Raw genomic sequence first — 14,775 nt, forward strand, 5'->3', positions numbered from 1 at the left:
GTCTCAGGCCTGGGTCCTGCGTTCAGGGGCACTTGGGCGTCGCTGCGAGGATCTTTTGCCGCAGCGCCGTGGTGCCGGCATATTCGTCGGGCGACACGCTGTTGTCGGTGAAGGCGCAGCCGTAGTCGCGGGCCGCCACGGTGGCCGGGGTCAGCACGTCGTCGCCCGCAGGGCGGCTGCCGGTACGTTCCCAGTGCACCATGTCGGCAAAGGCGCGGACCTGTTCGGCCACGCTGAAGTCGCAATGCGCGGCGCCGCGGATCGCCCGTTGCACCAGCCAGCCGCTGCTGCCCTTGGCCGCGGCGCGGCGCTGGTAGACCTGGCCGACGCTGAACGGCACGAACAAGTCACCCAGCGTGTACAGGCTCAACACTGGCACCTTGAACTCGCCGTTGACATGCGGCACCCAGCGCAGACCGTCGCGGCGCAGCCGGTTGGCGTCGGGCACCGGTACGAGCCGCAGTGCCGCCTTGTTCAGGGCTGCTGACAGCATCGGGTCTCCGTCAATGCTGAAGCTGATGTCGCGTGTATCCAGAATGCTCTGCGTCAGCACGCCGGCCGCCGTGCCGTCGCCGCCGAACAGGCCGTACGGCGATGGGAAGCTGTTGCCGATCGTGATCGCCTCCGCGAACAGCGGCCGTTCGCCGCCACTGAGGTGCTTGACGATGGACAGGTACTGGCGACCCTTCTCGGTGGGCGTGATCGGTGTATTGGGCGCCGATTCGCTGGGGAAGCTGCTGAACAGCTCCCGGGTCACCAGGCCCTTGATCTCGGCCCATTGGGTGAAGGGGTAGCTCGGCACGCCGGCCACCGCCTGGGCTGCCGTCTGCAGCGCGGCGAGGTGGTTGTGCAGGTATTCGTCGCCCACGGTGCCGCACAGCGGCACGGCGCCCTGGTACTCGACCTTGTGCCGAGCCGTGGCGCGGGTCTCGGCTTCGACGGCCAGCGCGGAGATGTAGCCGCCCATCGAGTGCCCGGTGATGAAGAGCTTGGATGGCGGCGCCAGCGGGCGGCCGTTCTGAGCGGCGATGGTGCCAAAGGCCAGTGCCAGCGCGTTGGTGTCTTCCACGCCGGTGCGGGCGTCGTAGTAGTTCTTCGAGTAGCTCGAGGCGGCCCAGGCGTAGCCGTTCTCGATCAGGTAGCGGCGGATCGGCGGATTGCTGATGCGCAGATTCGGCCCGGTGCCGCGATAGCCGTGGGCGTACATCACCAGCTGGCCGTTCCATTGCGCCGGCACTTCGATGCGGTAGGCGGCACCCTCCAGCATGCCGGTCCAGCGGCTGGTGCTACTCATGTCGACCTTGTCGCCCGCCGCGGCGGCCAGCGGCGGGAAGGGCGCCGTGGCGGCCGGCTCCGGCGTGAAGCTGCGGCTGTCGTGTGGGCGGGGCTCCTCCGGGACCATGGTGGTGCTGGCACAGCTGCCCAGCATGGCAAGGGCAGCGAGCGAGAGGATCAGGCGGCTTGGTGTTGGCACGGCACGTCTCCAGCAGGTGTGCTGGCAAGGGTACCGAGTGCTCCGGACCGACTGTCTCCAGACAAGTCCCGATGCAGCCAGGGCTCAGTTGATATGCCGCCTGACTGCTCCGGAGCGCTGCTCGCCGAGCCCGCGAGCCAGGCTCAGCGCGTCGACCAGCGGTCCCGGCCGGCCCAGCGAATAACCCTGGGCGAACATGATGCCTATGCGGTGCAGCGCAGCCATCTCGTCCGAGGTCTCCACGCCCTCGGCCACCAGATTGCCCCCGGTGGTCTCGACAAAGCGGGCGAGGGCGGCGGCCAGGGCCTGGCGCTTGAGGTCGGCATCGATGTGGCGGGTGATGCTGTTGTCCAGCTTGATGATGTCCGGCGCCAGGTTGAGGATGTGCTTGAAGCAGGCATAGCCGGCGCCGGCGTCGTCCACCGCCACGCGCAGACCCGCCATGCGCAGCGGATTGACCACGCGGGCGATCTCGCTGTACTGCTCGACCTCCTCATGCTCGGTGACCTCCAGCACGATGCGGTCCAGCGGATGGCGCGCCAGCAGCTGTGGCAAGCGGCTGTCTATGACCGTGTGAGGCGAGGCGTTGACCGCGACATAGAGGCTGCGCGGGATCTGTTCCAGGCCCTGCAGCGCCAGCTCAATCGCATGCAGCTCCAGCTCGACGCCACGCTCCACACCGGCCGCTTCGTTGAACCATTGATCGGGTGATCGCCGGGGCTCGCAGTCGAAGCGCGTCAACGCCTCGAAGCCGACCGCGCGTCCCTGCGGCAGGTTGAAGATCGGCTGATAGACCGGGCGCATGCAGCCCGGCGTCATCGCCTGGTCAATGCGCTGTTCCATCTGGTCGGCCGACGAGCGCTGCTGCAGTTCCCGTTCGAAGTGCCCGGCCAGGATGTCGGCGAACACCCGCATGGTGGCCACGTCGCGCTGCGTGAGGGCGCTGTTGGGCCGGGTGCAGAAGCAGCAGAAGGTACCGAAGACACTGCCGTCCTTGAGCCGGATGGGCACGCTCAGGTGGGCGCCGATGTTGAGGGCCAGCGTGGCCGGCAGGGTCAGGGCCTCGATGTTCTGGCAGGCATCCCGCATCAGCTCGGGCAGTCGGCCGTCGACGACCCGCTGGCAGTAGCTCTCTTCCAGCGGATCGGAGCCGCCCACGCGGATCGGCGGGTCGGGGTCGGCCGAGTCCAGGTAACGGAATACGCGCCGCCCTTCGGCGAACTCGGAGATGAAGGCCACGTCCATGGCCATGTGTCGGCGTATGGCCTGCATGCTCTGTATCAGCAGGGCCGGCGGCTCCAGCGAGCGGCCCACCGGCCAGGGGCGATGCAGGATCGCGCTTGAGGTGCTTGTCGTGTCCATCAGACCTCCTTGAGGCACGTGCAGGTCCCTGGATGGTCGGGCTCCGCCTCATGCGTCCGTTTTCTGGTGATGGCCCGGATGACAGTCGGGCGCTCCTCGGCTGGGTACGGCGCTGCGAGGCGGAGATCAGACCTGGGTCCTGTTTGGCCAGTCTGTTGAATTAACGAGGCAAGCGTAAGCCATTGGCGAGAAAACTGGGGGTCGCACCGGGCCGATTGCCCCCGCCCAAATGAGGAGTTTTGTGCGCATTTCGCGCATTTCCTGGGACAGGCCCTCCCCAGAATCCCTAGTGCCAGCGCCCGCTTTCCTGCGCACAGTAGCGCCGGGTGCTGCGCCGGCCCGGTCGTCCGCAGCGGGTTTTCAGCGATGAGGAACTCACAGCCATGGCCAAGACCTTGCTGGACTATGTGTACGAGCATGAGGCCGGCCGCGCCGGCACGGTCTTCCTGAGCCAGCCCGTGGGCGCTGGCCGGGTGATCGACTACCGCTGGGCCGAGACCGTGGACCAGGCGCGCCGCATGGCCGCACATCTGCGCAGTCAGGGATTTCCGCCGGGGGCGCGGATCGCCATGCTGTCCAAGAACTGCGCCCACTTCATCATGACCGAGCTGGCGATCTGGATGGCGGGCTACACCACGGTGGCGATCTTTCCCACCGAGACCGCCGAGACCGTGGCCTATGTGCTGGAACACAGCGAGGCCAGCCTGCTCTTCGTCGGCAAGCTCGACCTCTGGGAGCAGCAGCGCAGCGCGGTGCCGGCCGGCATGCCCTGCATAGCCCTGCCGCTGGCGCCGCCCAACGAGCATCCGCGCTGGGATGAAATCATCGCCCGCACCGCGCCTCTGCCAGGCGCTATTCAACGCGACAGCGGCGACCTGGCCATGCTGCTCTACACCTCGGGCTCGACCGGCCGACCCAAGGGCGTGATGTGCAGCTTTGGAGCGATCACGCGGGCCGCAGAGGGCATTTCCGCCGATGTGCGCTCGCGGGTCGGCCACCAGCTCGAGAGTCGCATGCTGTCCTACCTGCCGCTGGCCCACAGCTTCGAGCGCTCCTGGGTCGAGGCGGCCTCGCTGGTGGATGGGGGCACGCATCTGTTCTTCGCCGAGTCGCTGGACACCTTCATCCAGGACCTGCAGCGCGCCCGGCCCACGCTGTTCATCTCGGTGCCGCGACTGTGGCTCAAGTTCCAGCAGGGCGTCTTCGCCAAGATGCCGCCGGCCAAGCTGGACCGGTTGCTCAGCATTCCGTTGCTGGGCCGCGTGGTGGCGCGCAAGGTGTTGCGCGGCCTGGGGCTGGATCAGGTGGTGTCCGCCGGCAGCGGCTCGGCGCCCATACCGCCGGACCTGATCCGCTGGTACCGCCGCCTGGGCCTGAGCCTGTTCGAGGGCTATGCGATGAGCGAGGACAACTCCTACTCGCATTCGTCCAACGCCCAGTCCAACGAACCCGGCTACGTGGGCGTGCCCATGCCAGGCGTGCAGGTGCGGCTCAGCGAGGAGGGCGAGATCCTGATCAAGTCGCCGGGCCAGTTCAGCGGCTACTACAAGGACCCGGAACTGACCGCGACCTCGTTCACCGAGGATGGCTTCTTCCACACCGGCGACCTGGGCGAGCGGCGCAGCGATGGCCTGCTCAAGATCACCGGCCGGCTCAAGGAGCTGTTCAAGACGGCCAAGGGCAAGTACGTGGCGCCGGCACCCATAGAGAACGACCTGAACGCCCATCCGCTGATCGAGCTGTCGGTGGTCTCGGGCGTGGGCCAGGCCTCGGCCTATGCGCTGGTGGTGCTGGCTGAAGCGGTTCGCCCGCGCCAGGGCGAGGCCGAGACCCGCAGCCAGGTCCAGGCTGAGCTTGCCAGCCTGCTGAAGGCGGTCAATGCCCGGCGCGCCGAGCATGAGCACCTGCAGATGCTGGTGGTGATGCGCGAGCCCTGGTCCATCGAGGCCGGCACGCTTACGCCGACCATGAAGATACGGCGCAACCGCATCGAGGCGGCGGTGGAAGCCCAGCGCGACGCCTGGTTCGCGCGCCGCGAGCCGGTGGTCTGGGCATGACGGCCCTGGCAGCGCAGCGACTTGGCGGCGACCGGGTCGCGGAGGCCCTGCAGGAGCAGGGCGTCAGCACGCTGTTCACGCTCTGCGGTGGCCATATTTCGCCCATCCTGTCGGGCGCCAAGGCGCGCGGCATTCGCATCGTCGATGTGCGGGACGAGGCCACAGCCCTGTTCGCCGCCGATGCGATGGCGCGGCTCACCGGCCGCCCCGGCGTGGCCGCAGTCACCGCCGGGCCGGGCATCACCAACACGATCACGGCATTGAAGAACGCGCAGCTGGCTCAGTCGCCCGTGATCGTCATAGGCGGTGCGGCGCCCACGGCCTTGCAGGGTCGCGGTGCCTTGCAGGACATAGACCAGCGGCCGCTGGTGGCGCCGCATGTGAAACGGGCCCTGATGGTGCGCCGCGTGAGAGACCTGGCACCGGCAGTGCACGAGGCCTTTGCCGTGGCACTTGAAGGCGTGCCGGGTCCGGTCTTCATCGAATGCCCGGTGGACCTGCTCTACGACGAGGCCTCGATCCGCCAGTGGTATGCCGACGCGGCCGGCAAGGGCAGCTCGCTGCCGGAGCGGGCCTTGCGCTGGTACCTGAATCGCCATGTGGAGAAGATGTTCGGCGGCAGCGATGCCGCACCGCCGGCCCCGCGCAAGGCGGAGCTGCCGCGCGCCGGCCGCCCGGTCATTGACAAGGTGAAGGCCGCATTGACTCGCGCCGAGAGGCCGCTGTTCGTGATCGGCAGCCAGGCCTTGAGCGAGGCGGCTGAAGCTGAGGCACTGGCCGAGGCGATCACACGACTGGGCGTGCCCGTCTACCTCAGCGGCATGGCACGCGGTCTGCTGGGGCGCGAGCATCCGCTGCAGCACCGTCACCAGCGTCGGCAGGCGCTGCGCGAGGCTGACCTGGTGCTGCTGGCCGGCGTGCCCTGCGATTTCCGCTTGGACTACGGCCGCCACGTGCGCCGCAGCGCCACCCTGGTGGCTGCCAACCGAAGCAAGCGTGATGCGAAGCTGAACCGCCGGCCCGACATCGCGGCCCTGGGCGATGCCGGCCTTTTCCTGCGCGAGCTGGCCGCGGCCTGGGCGGGCGGCAAGAACTGGAGCGCCTGGAAGACCTCGCTTGAAGCCCGCGATGCGCAGCGCGAGACCGAGATCAGTCAGCAGGCATCGGCCGGCGGCGAGTTCGTCAATCCTCTGTTACTTCTGAAGGCGCTGGAGCAGGAGGCCGGCGAGGGCGCGCTCTTCATAGCCGATGGCGGCGACTTCGTCGGCACGGCCTCCTATGTGCTGCATCCGCGCTCGCCGCTGAGCTGGCTTGACCCGGGGGTGTTCGGCACGCTGGGAGTCGGTGCCGGTTTTGCCCTGGGGGCGGCGCTGGCGCGGCCGGACCGCGAGACCTGGATCGTGCTGGGCGATGGAGCCTGCGGCTGGGCCCTGGCCGAGTTCGACAGCTTCGTGCGCCACCGCATCCCGGTGATCGCCGTGGTCGGCAACGACGCCGGCTGGAACCAGATCGCCCGCGAGCAGGTCAAGATGCTGAACGATGACGTGGGCACGGTGCTGGCCCGCACCGCCTATCACGAGGTGGCGGCCGGCTTTGGGGCTGTCGGCATCGAACTCAAGCGTGCCGACGAGATTCCGCAGGCGCTGGCCCGCGCCCGTGATGCCGCCAGGCACGGCAGGCCGGTTCTGATCAATGTCTGGCTCGACAAGACCGAGTTCCGCGAGGGCTCGCTGTCGATGTGATGGGGCCGCGGCTCAGGCCGCTGGCACCTCCGGATGCCGGGCCCGCCAAGCACGCATCGCCTGGCGGTACTGGTCCATCGCCAGGTCGTGCAGGTCGAAGATGCAGGGCTCGCAGCCATTGCCGCAGCAGGCATCGAGGTCGGGCTGGAACGGCGGCTGGGGCATGGGATCGTCCGCCGGGCTCTCGGTCATTGGCATCTCCATCGTCAGTCGGCCGGGCGGCCGCTCAGGGCCAGCCGGACACCGAAGGCGATGAACATCGCGCCGGCGGCCTTTTCCAGCCAGTGCATGCCGCGCTGCACGCCAGGCCGCCGGGCCATCCAGGCGGCCGACCAGGCGTAGCCGGCGTTGATGGGCATGGCATTGAAATTGAACAGCAGGCCTAAGGCGACGAAGACCACGGTCTTGTGGTCAGCATCGGCGGCAACGAACTGCGGCAGGAAGGCCAGGAAGAAGATCGCCACCTTGGGGTTCAGCACATTGGTCCAGAAGCCGCCCAGATAGATGGCCTGCAGCGAGGCTGCCTCGGCCGGTTTGGGAGCCGAGGCCTCGGGCGCCCTGGCCAGCAGGGCCTTGAGGCCTATCCAGCAGAGGTAGGCCGCACCGGCCAGCTTGACGAACACGAAGGCTGCCGCCGAGGTGGCCAGCAGGGCGCCCAGACCCAGGGCGGCAGCGAACACATGGACGAAGCAGCCGGTCGTGATGCCCAGACCCGCCACCAGGCCGGCCTTGACGCCGGAGCGCATCGAATGGGTCACGATGTAGAGCACATCCGGACCAGGCGTCAGATTGAGCAGCCAGCCGGCGAACATGAAGAGCAGCAGGGAGTGGGTGTCGGGCATGCGCCGATTAGAACCCGGGAAGAACCCGGGAGCCCTGCTCAATCGCCCAGGCCCGACAGGAAGAACCTGATCAGGCCCTTGGCAGCGAAGCCGACCAGGCCGAAGCCCAGGCCCAGCAGCAGCACGAAGGTGCCGAAGCGGCCGGCCTTGGATTCGCGCGCCAGCTGCAGGATGATGAAGACCATGTAGAGCATGAAGGCCGCCACGCCGAAGGTGAGGCCGAACTGGGCGATCTGCTCTTCGCTGTAGCCGAACATTGCTCTAGCCCGCTGCGCGCACCAGGTCGCGGTAGGCATGCCAGCTGGCATGGCCCAGCCACGGCAGGATCACGATCAGTCCCAGCATGGCCGTGGCCATGCCCAGCAGGGTGAGCCCCATGATCAGCAGCGCCCAGAACGCGACCGGCGCCGGATGCTCCATCACCACGCGCCAGCTGGTGAAGACCGCGCCCAGCACGCTGACCGGCCGGTCCAGCAACAGCGGGATGGCGACCAGGCTGGAGGCGAATACCGGGGCGGCCAGCAAGGCGCCCAGGGCCAGCCAGACCTCGAACAGATGGCTCTGGTCGTTCAGCACCACCTGGCGCAGGAAGTCAAATGGCTTGGCCACCACGCCCGGTGCCAAAGCCGTGATCAGCGAGGCCGAGGTCAGGACCCAGCCGGTGCCGGCCAGGGCCAGCAGCAGGCCGAAGCGCACCAGGCGGGTATCACCCGGATGCCAGGCTGCGAGCACGGTGGCCAGCGAGGCGTCTTCGCGCCGCTCGATGGCGCGGCTCAGCGCATAGAGGCCGGTGGCCAGCACCGGCGCCACCAGCAGAAAGCCGCTGAAGGCGCCAGCCAGCAGCCAGAAGCGGTCGCGCGCGAGCCAGAAGATCAGGGTGCCGCCCAGGGCCAGCGCCAGGCCGTGCAGCAGCGACAGGCCGGGGCAGTGCATCAGGTCGCGCCATCCGCGCGCCAGCCAGCCCAGGGGCCTGAGCACGGGCACGGCGCGCACGCCGAACTGGCGCGATTCGCGGAGGGCTGGGTCGGTGCTTTTCATCGTTGACAGCCATGCTGCCCGGACGCGCCGGGACAGGCCTTGATGGCGGTCAACGCAGGACCGGATCGGCCTTGCTGCCGACCAGGCGCAGCCACCACTCGTCGTGAATGGCCTGCAGTCGGCCGTTCTTGCCGATGATTCGGAGGCCTTCCTCGAAGCGGGCCATCAGTCGGGGCGCGTCGGCATGGGCACGCGAGAACGCCATGTAGACGCCGGACTCGGCCACGGCGCCGACCATCTTGATGCGGCCGGCCAGGTCGGGGCGGCGCTGGATCAGCATCCGGGTGTTGATTTCCAGCGCCAGCGTGAAGTCGGCCCGTCCGAGCAGCAGCATGCGGAAGTTGCTCTCGTCGCGCGGGCTGTAGACCCGCTGGATCCTGCTGTTGTCATCGAACTCGGCGCCGTACTCGTAGGCATGGGTCACGGCGACCCGCCGGCCTTCCAGGTCCTTGGGCTTCAGGTTCTGTTCAATCGACTCGGCGCGGGCGTAGATCTTGTACTGGACCGGGAACATGGCCGGCTTGTGCCACAGGTACTCGTCCTCGATGGCCGCGTTGCGCAGCGTGTTGAAGCAGGCGACGAGGATGCCGGCCCGGGTCTGGGCCAGGCAGCGGGCGTAGGGCATGACCTCGTAGCGCACCTCGAGGCCGACCACCGCATAGGCGGCACGCACCACGTCCAGCGTAATGCCCTGGACCTTGCCGTCGATCAGGCCCGAGTACGGGAACCAGTCGTCCTCGGCCCCGATGGTGACCGTCTGCGCGGCCGCGCCTCCGCCAATGGCAACGGCCAGCCAGGCGCTGAACAGCCTTGCTTTCCAGCTCATGGATGGGAACCCCAACGATGTCGTCGGCTCAGTGTAGGCCCGCGATCAGACTCCGTGCCATCGCGCCCAGGCTTTCGGGCTGAGCATTGTCAAGCGCGGCCTCGCGGGCCTGGTCCAGTTGCGGATAGTGGTTGCGCAGCGAGCGCTCATAGCCCGGGTCGTAATGCAGCCGCATCAGCTCGCCGAAGACCTCGGCCCAGTTTCCGGCGCGAGCCTGGGCCTGCCAGCGGTGGACCGTCTCCTTGCCGCGCAGCTCGATCAGGCCTTCCAGCAGGGCGCAGAAGCCCTCCGGCTCGGCGGCGAAATGGGCGTAGTCCTCGAGCAGCAGCTGGACCCGCTCCTGATCCGGCAGGGCGATCCAGAGGCATTCGCCGCGGTCCCGCAGCGCATTCAACAACTGCTCGGGCAGGGCGATGCGACCGATCTTTCGGCTCTCGCTTTCGACCCATAGCGGCCGATCGGCATCGAGACTGCGCAGCTGCTCCCACAGCAGGCTGTCGAAGCGCTTCTGGCTGGGTTGGGCGTCGCCGGGCAGGCCGCCCAGCACCGAGCCGCGGTGGCGCGCCAGGCCTTCGAGGTCCAGGGTCTGGGCGCCCTCGGCCTGCAGCGCCTGCAGCAGGCGGGTCTTGCCGCTGCCGGTGCGGCCGCAGAGCACCTGGTAATTGAAACGGCCGGGCAGTTCGGTCAGGTCGGCCCGCACCTGGGCGCGGTAGGCCTTGTAGCCGCCGACCAGCTGGCGCGAGCGAAAGCCGATCTGGCCCAGGAACCAGTTCATCGCCCCGCTGCGCTGGCCGCCGCGCCAGCAGTAGACCAGCGGGCGCCAGCCTTTCTCAAGGTCCTGGGTGCTTTCGTCCAGGTGGCGGGCGATGTTGCGGGCCACCAGGGCCGCGCCCAGCTTGCGCGCCTCGAACGGCGATTCGGCGTACAGCGTGCCGACCGTGGCTCGCTCCTCGTTGCTCAGCACCGGCCAGTTGATCGCGCCGGGCATGTGGTCTTCGTCGAACTCGGCCGGCGTGCGCACGTCGACGATGGCGTCGAAGCGGGGCAGCTCGGCCAATGCCTGTTCGATGGTGACCGTGTAGCTCATTGCGGAATCGACACGGCGTCCAGCAGCTCGCTCTCGATTTGCAGCTGCAGCTTGTTCTGCTGCAAGGCCGGGCCGTCGACCAGGAAGGTGTCTTCCACCCGCTCGCCCAGCGTCGAGATCTTGGCAAGCTGCAGGTTGATGCCGTGGCGGGCCAGTACGCGGGCGATGGCGTAGAGCAGGCCGGCACGGTCGCTGGTGCTGATGGAGAGCAACCAGCGCTGCGCCTTCTCGTCCGGCTTGAGCGCGATGCGGGGCGTGAACGGGAAGCTCTTGACCCGGCGCGACAGCCGGCCGCGGCGCGGCTCCGGCAGCGGACCCTGGTCCTTGAGCACCTGCGAGAGCTTGGACTCCACCAGCGGCACCAGGTCGCGCTGCTCCAGGTCCAGGTCGGGGCTGATCACCTGGAAGGTGTCCAGCGCGTAGCCGTTGCGCGTGGTGTGGACCTTGGCGTCCAGGATGTTGAAGCCGGCCATGTCGAAGTAGCCGCAGATGCGGGCGAACAGGTCCTGCTGGTCGGGTGCATAGACCAGCACCTGCAGGCCTTCGCCGACCGGCGAGGGCCGCGCCTGCACCACCGGCACGGCGCTTTCGATATGGCGCCAGAGCGCCCGCGCATGCCAGGCCAGGTCGCCGGCGTCATGGCGGGCGAAGTAGCTCAGCTCCAGCGTCTTCCACAGCGGCTCTTCGGTGCCGGGCAGGGCCGACAGCAGGGCCAGCTTCTCGCGGGCTTCCTGCTTGCGGGCCTCGATGTCGGCATCCAGGTTGGGCTTGGCGCCGCCCAGGGCGCGCAGGGCCAGCCGGTAGAGGTCTTCGAGCAGCTTGCCCTTCCAGGCGTTCCAGACCTTGGGGCTGGTGCCGCGGATGTCGGCCACGGTCAGCAGGTAGAGCGCGGTGAGATGGCGGGCGTCGCCCATCTTGCGGGCGAAGGACTGCACCACCTCGGGGTCGGACAGGTCTTCCTTCTGCGCCACCCGCGACAGGGTCAGGTGATGCTGGACCAGGAAGACCACCAGCTCGGCGTCCTGCTTGCTCAGGCCGTGGGCGCGGCAGAAGCGCCGGGCTTCGACGGCGCCGAGGTCGGAATGGTCGCCGCCACGGCCCTTGGCCACGTCGTGGAACAACGCGGCGATGTAGAGCAGGTGCGGCTTCTCGAACTGGGCCGCCAGCTGCGAGCAGAACGGATATTCGTGGGCGTGCTCCGGGATGAAGAAGCGCCGCACATTGCGCAGCACCATCAGGATGTGCTGGTCCACCGTGTAGACGTGGAACAGGTCATGCTGCATCTGGCCGACGATGCGCCGGAACACCCAGAGGTAGCGGCCCAGCACCGAGGTCTGGTTCATCAGCCGGAAGGCGTGGGTATGGCCTTCCTTCTGCTCCAGGATCTGCAGGAACAGCCGGCGGTTGACCGGGTCGCGGCGCCAGGCGCCGTCCATCAGCTCGCGGGCGTTGTAGAGCGCGCGCAGCGTGCGGGCCGAGAAGCCCTTGATGCCCGGCGTCTGCTGGTAGATCAGAAAGGTTTCCAGGATGGCCTGGGGCTGGCGCTCGTAGAGGTCGTCGCTGAGCACCTCCAGCATGCCGGCGCGTTCGACGAAGTGGGCGTTGATAGGCCGCAGCAGGTCCTGCTGCGAGCCATTGATGCGCTCTTCCAGGTTCAGGAGCAGCACCTGGTTCAGCTGGCTCACCGCCTTGGCTGCCCAGTAGTAGCGGCGCATCAACTGCTCCGAGGCGCGCTGGCCGCCCTGGGCCTGGTAGCCGAAGCTGGTGGCCACGGCGGTCTGCAGGTCGAAGACCAGGCGGTCTTCGCGTCGGCCGGCCACGGCATGCAGCCGGGCGCGTATCAGGCTCAGCAAGCCTTCGTTGCGTTGCAGCTGGCGGCTTTCGAAGGGCGTGATCAGGCCCTTGGCCGCGAGCTGGGGCCAGGTCTTGCCGAGACCGGCGGCGCGGGCGATCCAGATCAAGAGCTGCAGGTCGCGCAGCCCGCCCGGGCTTTCCTTGCAGTTGGGCTCCAGCGAATAGGGCGTCTCGTCGTACTTGGTGTGGCGCTGGCGCATCTCCAGCGTCTTGGCTCGCAGGAAGGCGCTGGCGTCCATGGCCTTGCGCAGCGCCTGCTCGAAGCGCTTGTAGAGCGGCTTGGGGCCGACCAGCAGGCGGGCTTCCAGCAGGGCGGTCTGGATGGTGACGTCGCCGGAGGCCTCATGCACGCATTCGTCAACGGTGCGCACCGAGGAGCCGATCTCGAGGCCGGTGTCCCAGCAACTGGTGACGAAATGCTCGATGGCGCTCTTGAGCGGACCGGGCTGGTAGGGCTCGACGCCGTCCGGCAGCAGCAGCAGCACGTCGACGTCCGAATGGGGGAACAGCTCGCCGCGGCCGTAGCCTCCCACGGCCAGCAGACAGGCTTCGCCGGGCAGGCCGGCTCTGGCCCAGAGCTGCTGCAGCGTGCCGTCCACATGCAGGGCCAGGCTGCCCATCAGCTGGCGCGCCGAGGTGACGGTGGGGCGGGCCTGCATGAAGCCCGCGATCAGCGCCTGCTTGCCGCTCTTGAACTGGCGGCGCAGTTCAGAAAGATCGGCGGTCAATCGCTTAGCCTGTGATGAAGGCGGGCGGCGGCGGGCTGCCGGCGGACACCGTGAGCACCTCGTAGCCGGTCTCGGTGACCGCGATGGTGTGTTCCCACTGGGCCGACAGCGAACGGTCCTTGGTGACTATGGTCCAGCCGTCGCCCATCTCGCGGATTTCGCGGCGGCCGGCATTGATCATGGGCTCGATGGTGAACACCATGCCGGGCACCAGCTCTTCCAGCGTGCCGGGGCGGCCGTAATGAAGCACCTGCGGCTCTTCATGGAACTTCTGGCCTATGCCATGGCCGCAGAACTCGCGCACGATGGAGAAGCCGGCGTTCTCGGCAAAGGTCTGGATTGAATGTGCGATGTCGCCAAGGCGGGCACCGGGCTTGACCTTGGCAATGCCCTTCCACATGGCGTCGTAGGTGAACTGGCACAGGCGCTTGGCGGCGATCGAGCCCTCGCCGACCACGAACATGCGGCTGGTATCGCCGTGCCAGCCATCCTTGATCACGGTGACGTCGATGTTGACGATGTCGCCGTTCTTCAGGACCTTGTCGTTCGGGATGCCGTGGCAGACCTGGTGGTTGACCGAGGTGCAGATCGACTTGGGGTAGGGCGTGTAGCCGGGCGGGCAGTAGTTCAGAGGCGCGGGGATGGCCTTCTGGACGTTCACGATGTGGTCGTGGGCCAGCTTGTCCAACTGGTCGGTGGTGATGCCCGGCTTCACGTGGGCCGTGAGCATGTCCAGTACTTCGGAGGCCAGCCGGCCGGCCACTCGCATCGCTTCGATGTCGGCGGCACTCTTGATCGTGATCGTCATAGGGGCGCGATTTTAGTGCTTCACGGCAAGCCGGAGCGCTGGCAAGGTTTCAGTCCGCCCACACCACCGCGCCGCTCCAAGCCGTGGCCAGGACCACCAGCCCGAAGGCGATCCGGTACCAGGCAAAGGGCACGAAGCTGTGGCTGGAGATGTAGCGGAGCAGCCAGCGCACGCAGACCCAGGCAGCCAGGAAGCTGACCACGAAGCCGACGCCGAACATGGGCGCATCGGCCATGGACAGGGCATGGCGCTCCTTCCAGAGGCTGTAGGCGCCGGCACCGACCAGGGTGGGAATGGCCAGGAAGAACGAGAAATCGGTGGCCGCCTTGCGCGACAGGCCGAGCAGCATGCCGCCGATGATGGTGGCGCCCGAGCGGCTGGTGCCGGGGATCATGCCCAGGCACTGAACCAGGCCGACCTTGAGGGCGTCCAGCACGTCCATCTCGTCCACGTCGTCAATGCGAGCGCGGCGCTGGGTGGCATTGCGCTCCACCCACAGGATGATCAGGCCGCCGACGATGAAGGCGCCGGCCACGACCGGGGCATTGAATAGATGGGCCTTGATGGTCTTGTAGGCCAGCAGGCCGATCACGGCGGCCGGCAAAAAGCCGATGGCGACGTTGAGCACGAAGCGGCGGGCTCGGACGCTGCTGCCCAGCTCCAGCAACACGCTGGAGAGGCGCTGCCAGTAGACGATCAGCACGGCCAGGATGGCGCCGCTCTGGATGGCTACATCGAAGACCTTGGACTTGGCGTCGGTCAGGCCTAGCAGGGAACCGGTGAGGATGAGATGGCCGGTCGAGGAGATCGGCAGGAATTCGGTCAGGCCTTCGACCAGGCCCATCACGGCGGCCTTGATCAGCAACAGCAGGTCCACGCGCGGCTCCAGCGGGAATTTCAAAGGGCGCGATGATAGCCGCCAGGCGCACGCCGCCTTGCCCGTGGCCGGCCCCTAGG

General features: G+C 68.0%; 13 protein-coding genes. 2 read left to right on the forward strand and 11 right to left on the reverse strand.

The window, feature by feature from the left end; all coding sequences use genetic code 11:
• Positions 1–22 precede the first annotated feature (22 nt).
• Together QT382_RS01720 and QT382_RS01725 are read right to left on the reverse strand one after the other, a co-directional pair.
• A complete protein-coding gene (locus QT382_RS01720; protein ID WP_289252321.1) occupies positions 23–1,474 on the reverse strand; it encodes an alpha/beta hydrolase family protein in 1,452 nt (483 codons plus the stop codon).
• A gap of 84 nt (positions 1,475–1,558) precedes the next feature.
• Positions 1,559–2,836 carry a sensor domain-containing phosphodiesterase gene (locus QT382_RS01725; RefSeq protein WP_289252322.1) on the reverse strand — a complete coding sequence of 426 codons (1,278 nt, stop codon included), beginning with the start codon at positions 2,834–2,836 and terminating at the stop codon, positions 1,559–1,561.
• Positions 2,837–3,219: 383 nt separating this feature from the next.
• On the opposite strand from QT382_RS01725, the gene QT382_RS01730 reads away from it, so the two are divergent.
• Positions 3,220–4,893, forward strand: coding sequence for an AMP-binding protein (locus QT382_RS01730; protein WP_289252323.1), 1,674 nt, complete (start codon positions 3,220–3,222; stop codon positions 4,891–4,893).
• Positions 4,890–6,635: a thiamine pyrophosphate-binding protein gene (locus tag QT382_RS01735; RefSeq protein WP_289252324.1), complete on the forward strand. Its 1,746-nt coding sequence runs from the start codon at positions 4,890–4,892 to the stop codon at positions 6,633–6,635. The genes QT382_RS01730 and QT382_RS01735 overlap by 4 nt, the downstream gene beginning before the upstream one ends.
• Positions 6,636–6,647: 12 nt before the next feature.
• Here QT382_RS01735 and QT382_RS01740 read toward each other — a convergent pair whose 3' ends face one another.
• Genes QT382_RS01740 through QT382_RS01780 form a run of 9 tightly spaced genes read right to left on the reverse strand, consistent with a single transcriptional unit; the run spans position 6,648 to position 14,695 of the window.
• Entirely contained in the window at positions 6,648–6,833 is a 186-nt protein-coding gene (locus tag QT382_RS01740) for an oxidoreductase-like domain-containing protein (RefSeq protein ID WP_502929805.1), read from the reverse strand.
• Positions 6,834–6,841: 8 nt separating this feature from the next.
• Positions 6,842–7,477, reverse strand: a complete 636-nt coding sequence (locus QT382_RS01745; protein ID WP_289252326.1) for a LysE family translocator — start codon at positions 7,475–7,477, stop codon at positions 6,842–6,844.
• Between the two features lie 38 nt (positions 7,478–7,515).
• Complete coding sequence (locus QT382_RS01750; protein WP_289252327.1) at positions 7,516–7,734, reverse strand: DUF2788 domain-containing protein; 219 nt, start codon at positions 7,732–7,734, stop codon at positions 7,516–7,518.
• A gap of 4 nt (positions 7,735–7,738) precedes the next feature.
• Positions 7,739–8,515, reverse strand: a complete 777-nt coding sequence (locus QT382_RS01755; protein ID WP_289252328.1) for a DUF2189 domain-containing protein — start codon at positions 8,513–8,515, stop codon at positions 7,739–7,741.
• A gap of 49 nt (positions 8,516–8,564) precedes the next feature.
• Complete coding sequence (locus tag QT382_RS01760) at positions 8,565–9,341, reverse strand: substrate-binding periplasmic protein (protein ID WP_289252329.1); 777 nt, start codon at positions 9,339–9,341, stop codon at positions 8,565–8,567.
• 28 nt (positions 9,342–9,369) lie between these two features.
• Positions 9,370–10,428 (reverse strand): tRNA 2-selenouridine(34) synthase MnmH, encoded by a 1,059-nt coding sequence (gene mnmH / locus QT382_RS01765; protein ID WP_289252330.1) that lies wholly within the window; start codon positions 10,426–10,428, stop codon positions 9,370–9,372.
• Positions 10,425–13,010, reverse strand: coding sequence for a [protein-PII] uridylyltransferase (locus tag QT382_RS01770; protein ID WP_289252331.1), 2,586 nt, complete (start codon positions 13,008–13,010; stop codon positions 10,425–10,427). The genes mnmH and QT382_RS01770 overlap by 4 nt, the downstream gene beginning before the upstream one ends.
• Before the next feature lie 4 nt (positions 13,011–13,014).
• The gene (gene map, locus QT382_RS01775; RefSeq protein ID WP_289252332.1) at positions 13,015–13,818 is read right to left on the reverse strand and encodes a type I methionyl aminopeptidase; all 804 of its coding nucleotides are present in this window, start codon (positions 13,816–13,818) and stop codon (positions 13,015–13,017) included.
• 49 nt (positions 13,819–13,867) lie between these two features.
• Positions 13,868–14,695 carry an undecaprenyl-diphosphate phosphatase gene (locus QT382_RS01780; RefSeq protein ID WP_289254670.1) on the reverse strand — a complete coding sequence of 276 codons (828 nt, stop codon included), beginning with the start codon at positions 14,693–14,695 and terminating at the stop codon, positions 13,868–13,870.
• Positions 14,696–14,775 lie beyond the last annotated feature (80 nt).

Origin of the sequence: Pelomonas sp. SE-A7, from assembly GCF_030345705.1 — a bacterium.
Classification (GTDB): Bacteria; Pseudomonadota; Gammaproteobacteria; order Burkholderiales; family Burkholderiaceae_C; genus JAUASW01.

Coding starts and splice junctions, on each gene's coding strand:
- QT382_RS01725 (WP_289252322.1), bottom strand. CDS start 2,836: ATGGACACGACAAGCACCTCAAGCGCGATCCTGCATCGCCCCTGGCCG.
- QT382_RS01730 (WP_289252323.1), top strand. CDS start 3,220: ATGGCCAAGACCTTGCTGGACTATGTGTACGAGCATGAGGCCGGCCGC.
- QT382_RS01735 (WP_289252324.1), top strand. CDS start 4,890: ATGACGGCCCTGGCAGCGCAGCGACTTGGCGGCGACCGGGTCGCGGAG.
- QT382_RS01740 (WP_502929805.1), bottom strand. CDS start 6,833: ATGCCAATGACCGAGAGCCCGGCGGACGATCCCATGCCCCAGCCGCCG.
- QT382_RS01745 (WP_289252326.1), bottom strand. CDS start 7,477: ATGCCCGACACCCACTCCCTGCTGCTCTTCATGTTCGCCGGCTGGCTG.
- QT382_RS01750 (WP_289252327.1), bottom strand. CDS start 7,734: ATGTTCGGCTACAGCGAAGAGCAGATCGCCCAGTTCGGCCTCACCTTC.
- QT382_RS01755 (WP_289252328.1), bottom strand. CDS start 8,515: ATGAAAAGCACCGACCCAGCCCTCCGCGAATCGCGCCAGTTCGGCGTG.
- QT382_RS01760 (WP_289252329.1), bottom strand. CDS start 9,341: ATGAGCTGGAAAGCAAGGCTGTTCAGCGCCTGGCTGGCCGTTGCCATT.
- mnmH (WP_289252330.1), bottom strand. CDS start 10,428: ATGAGCTACACGGTCACCATCGAACAGGCATTGGCCGAGCTGCCCCGC.
- map (WP_289252332.1), bottom strand. CDS start 13,818: ATGACGATCACGATCAAGAGTGCCGCCGACATCGAAGCGATGCGAGTG.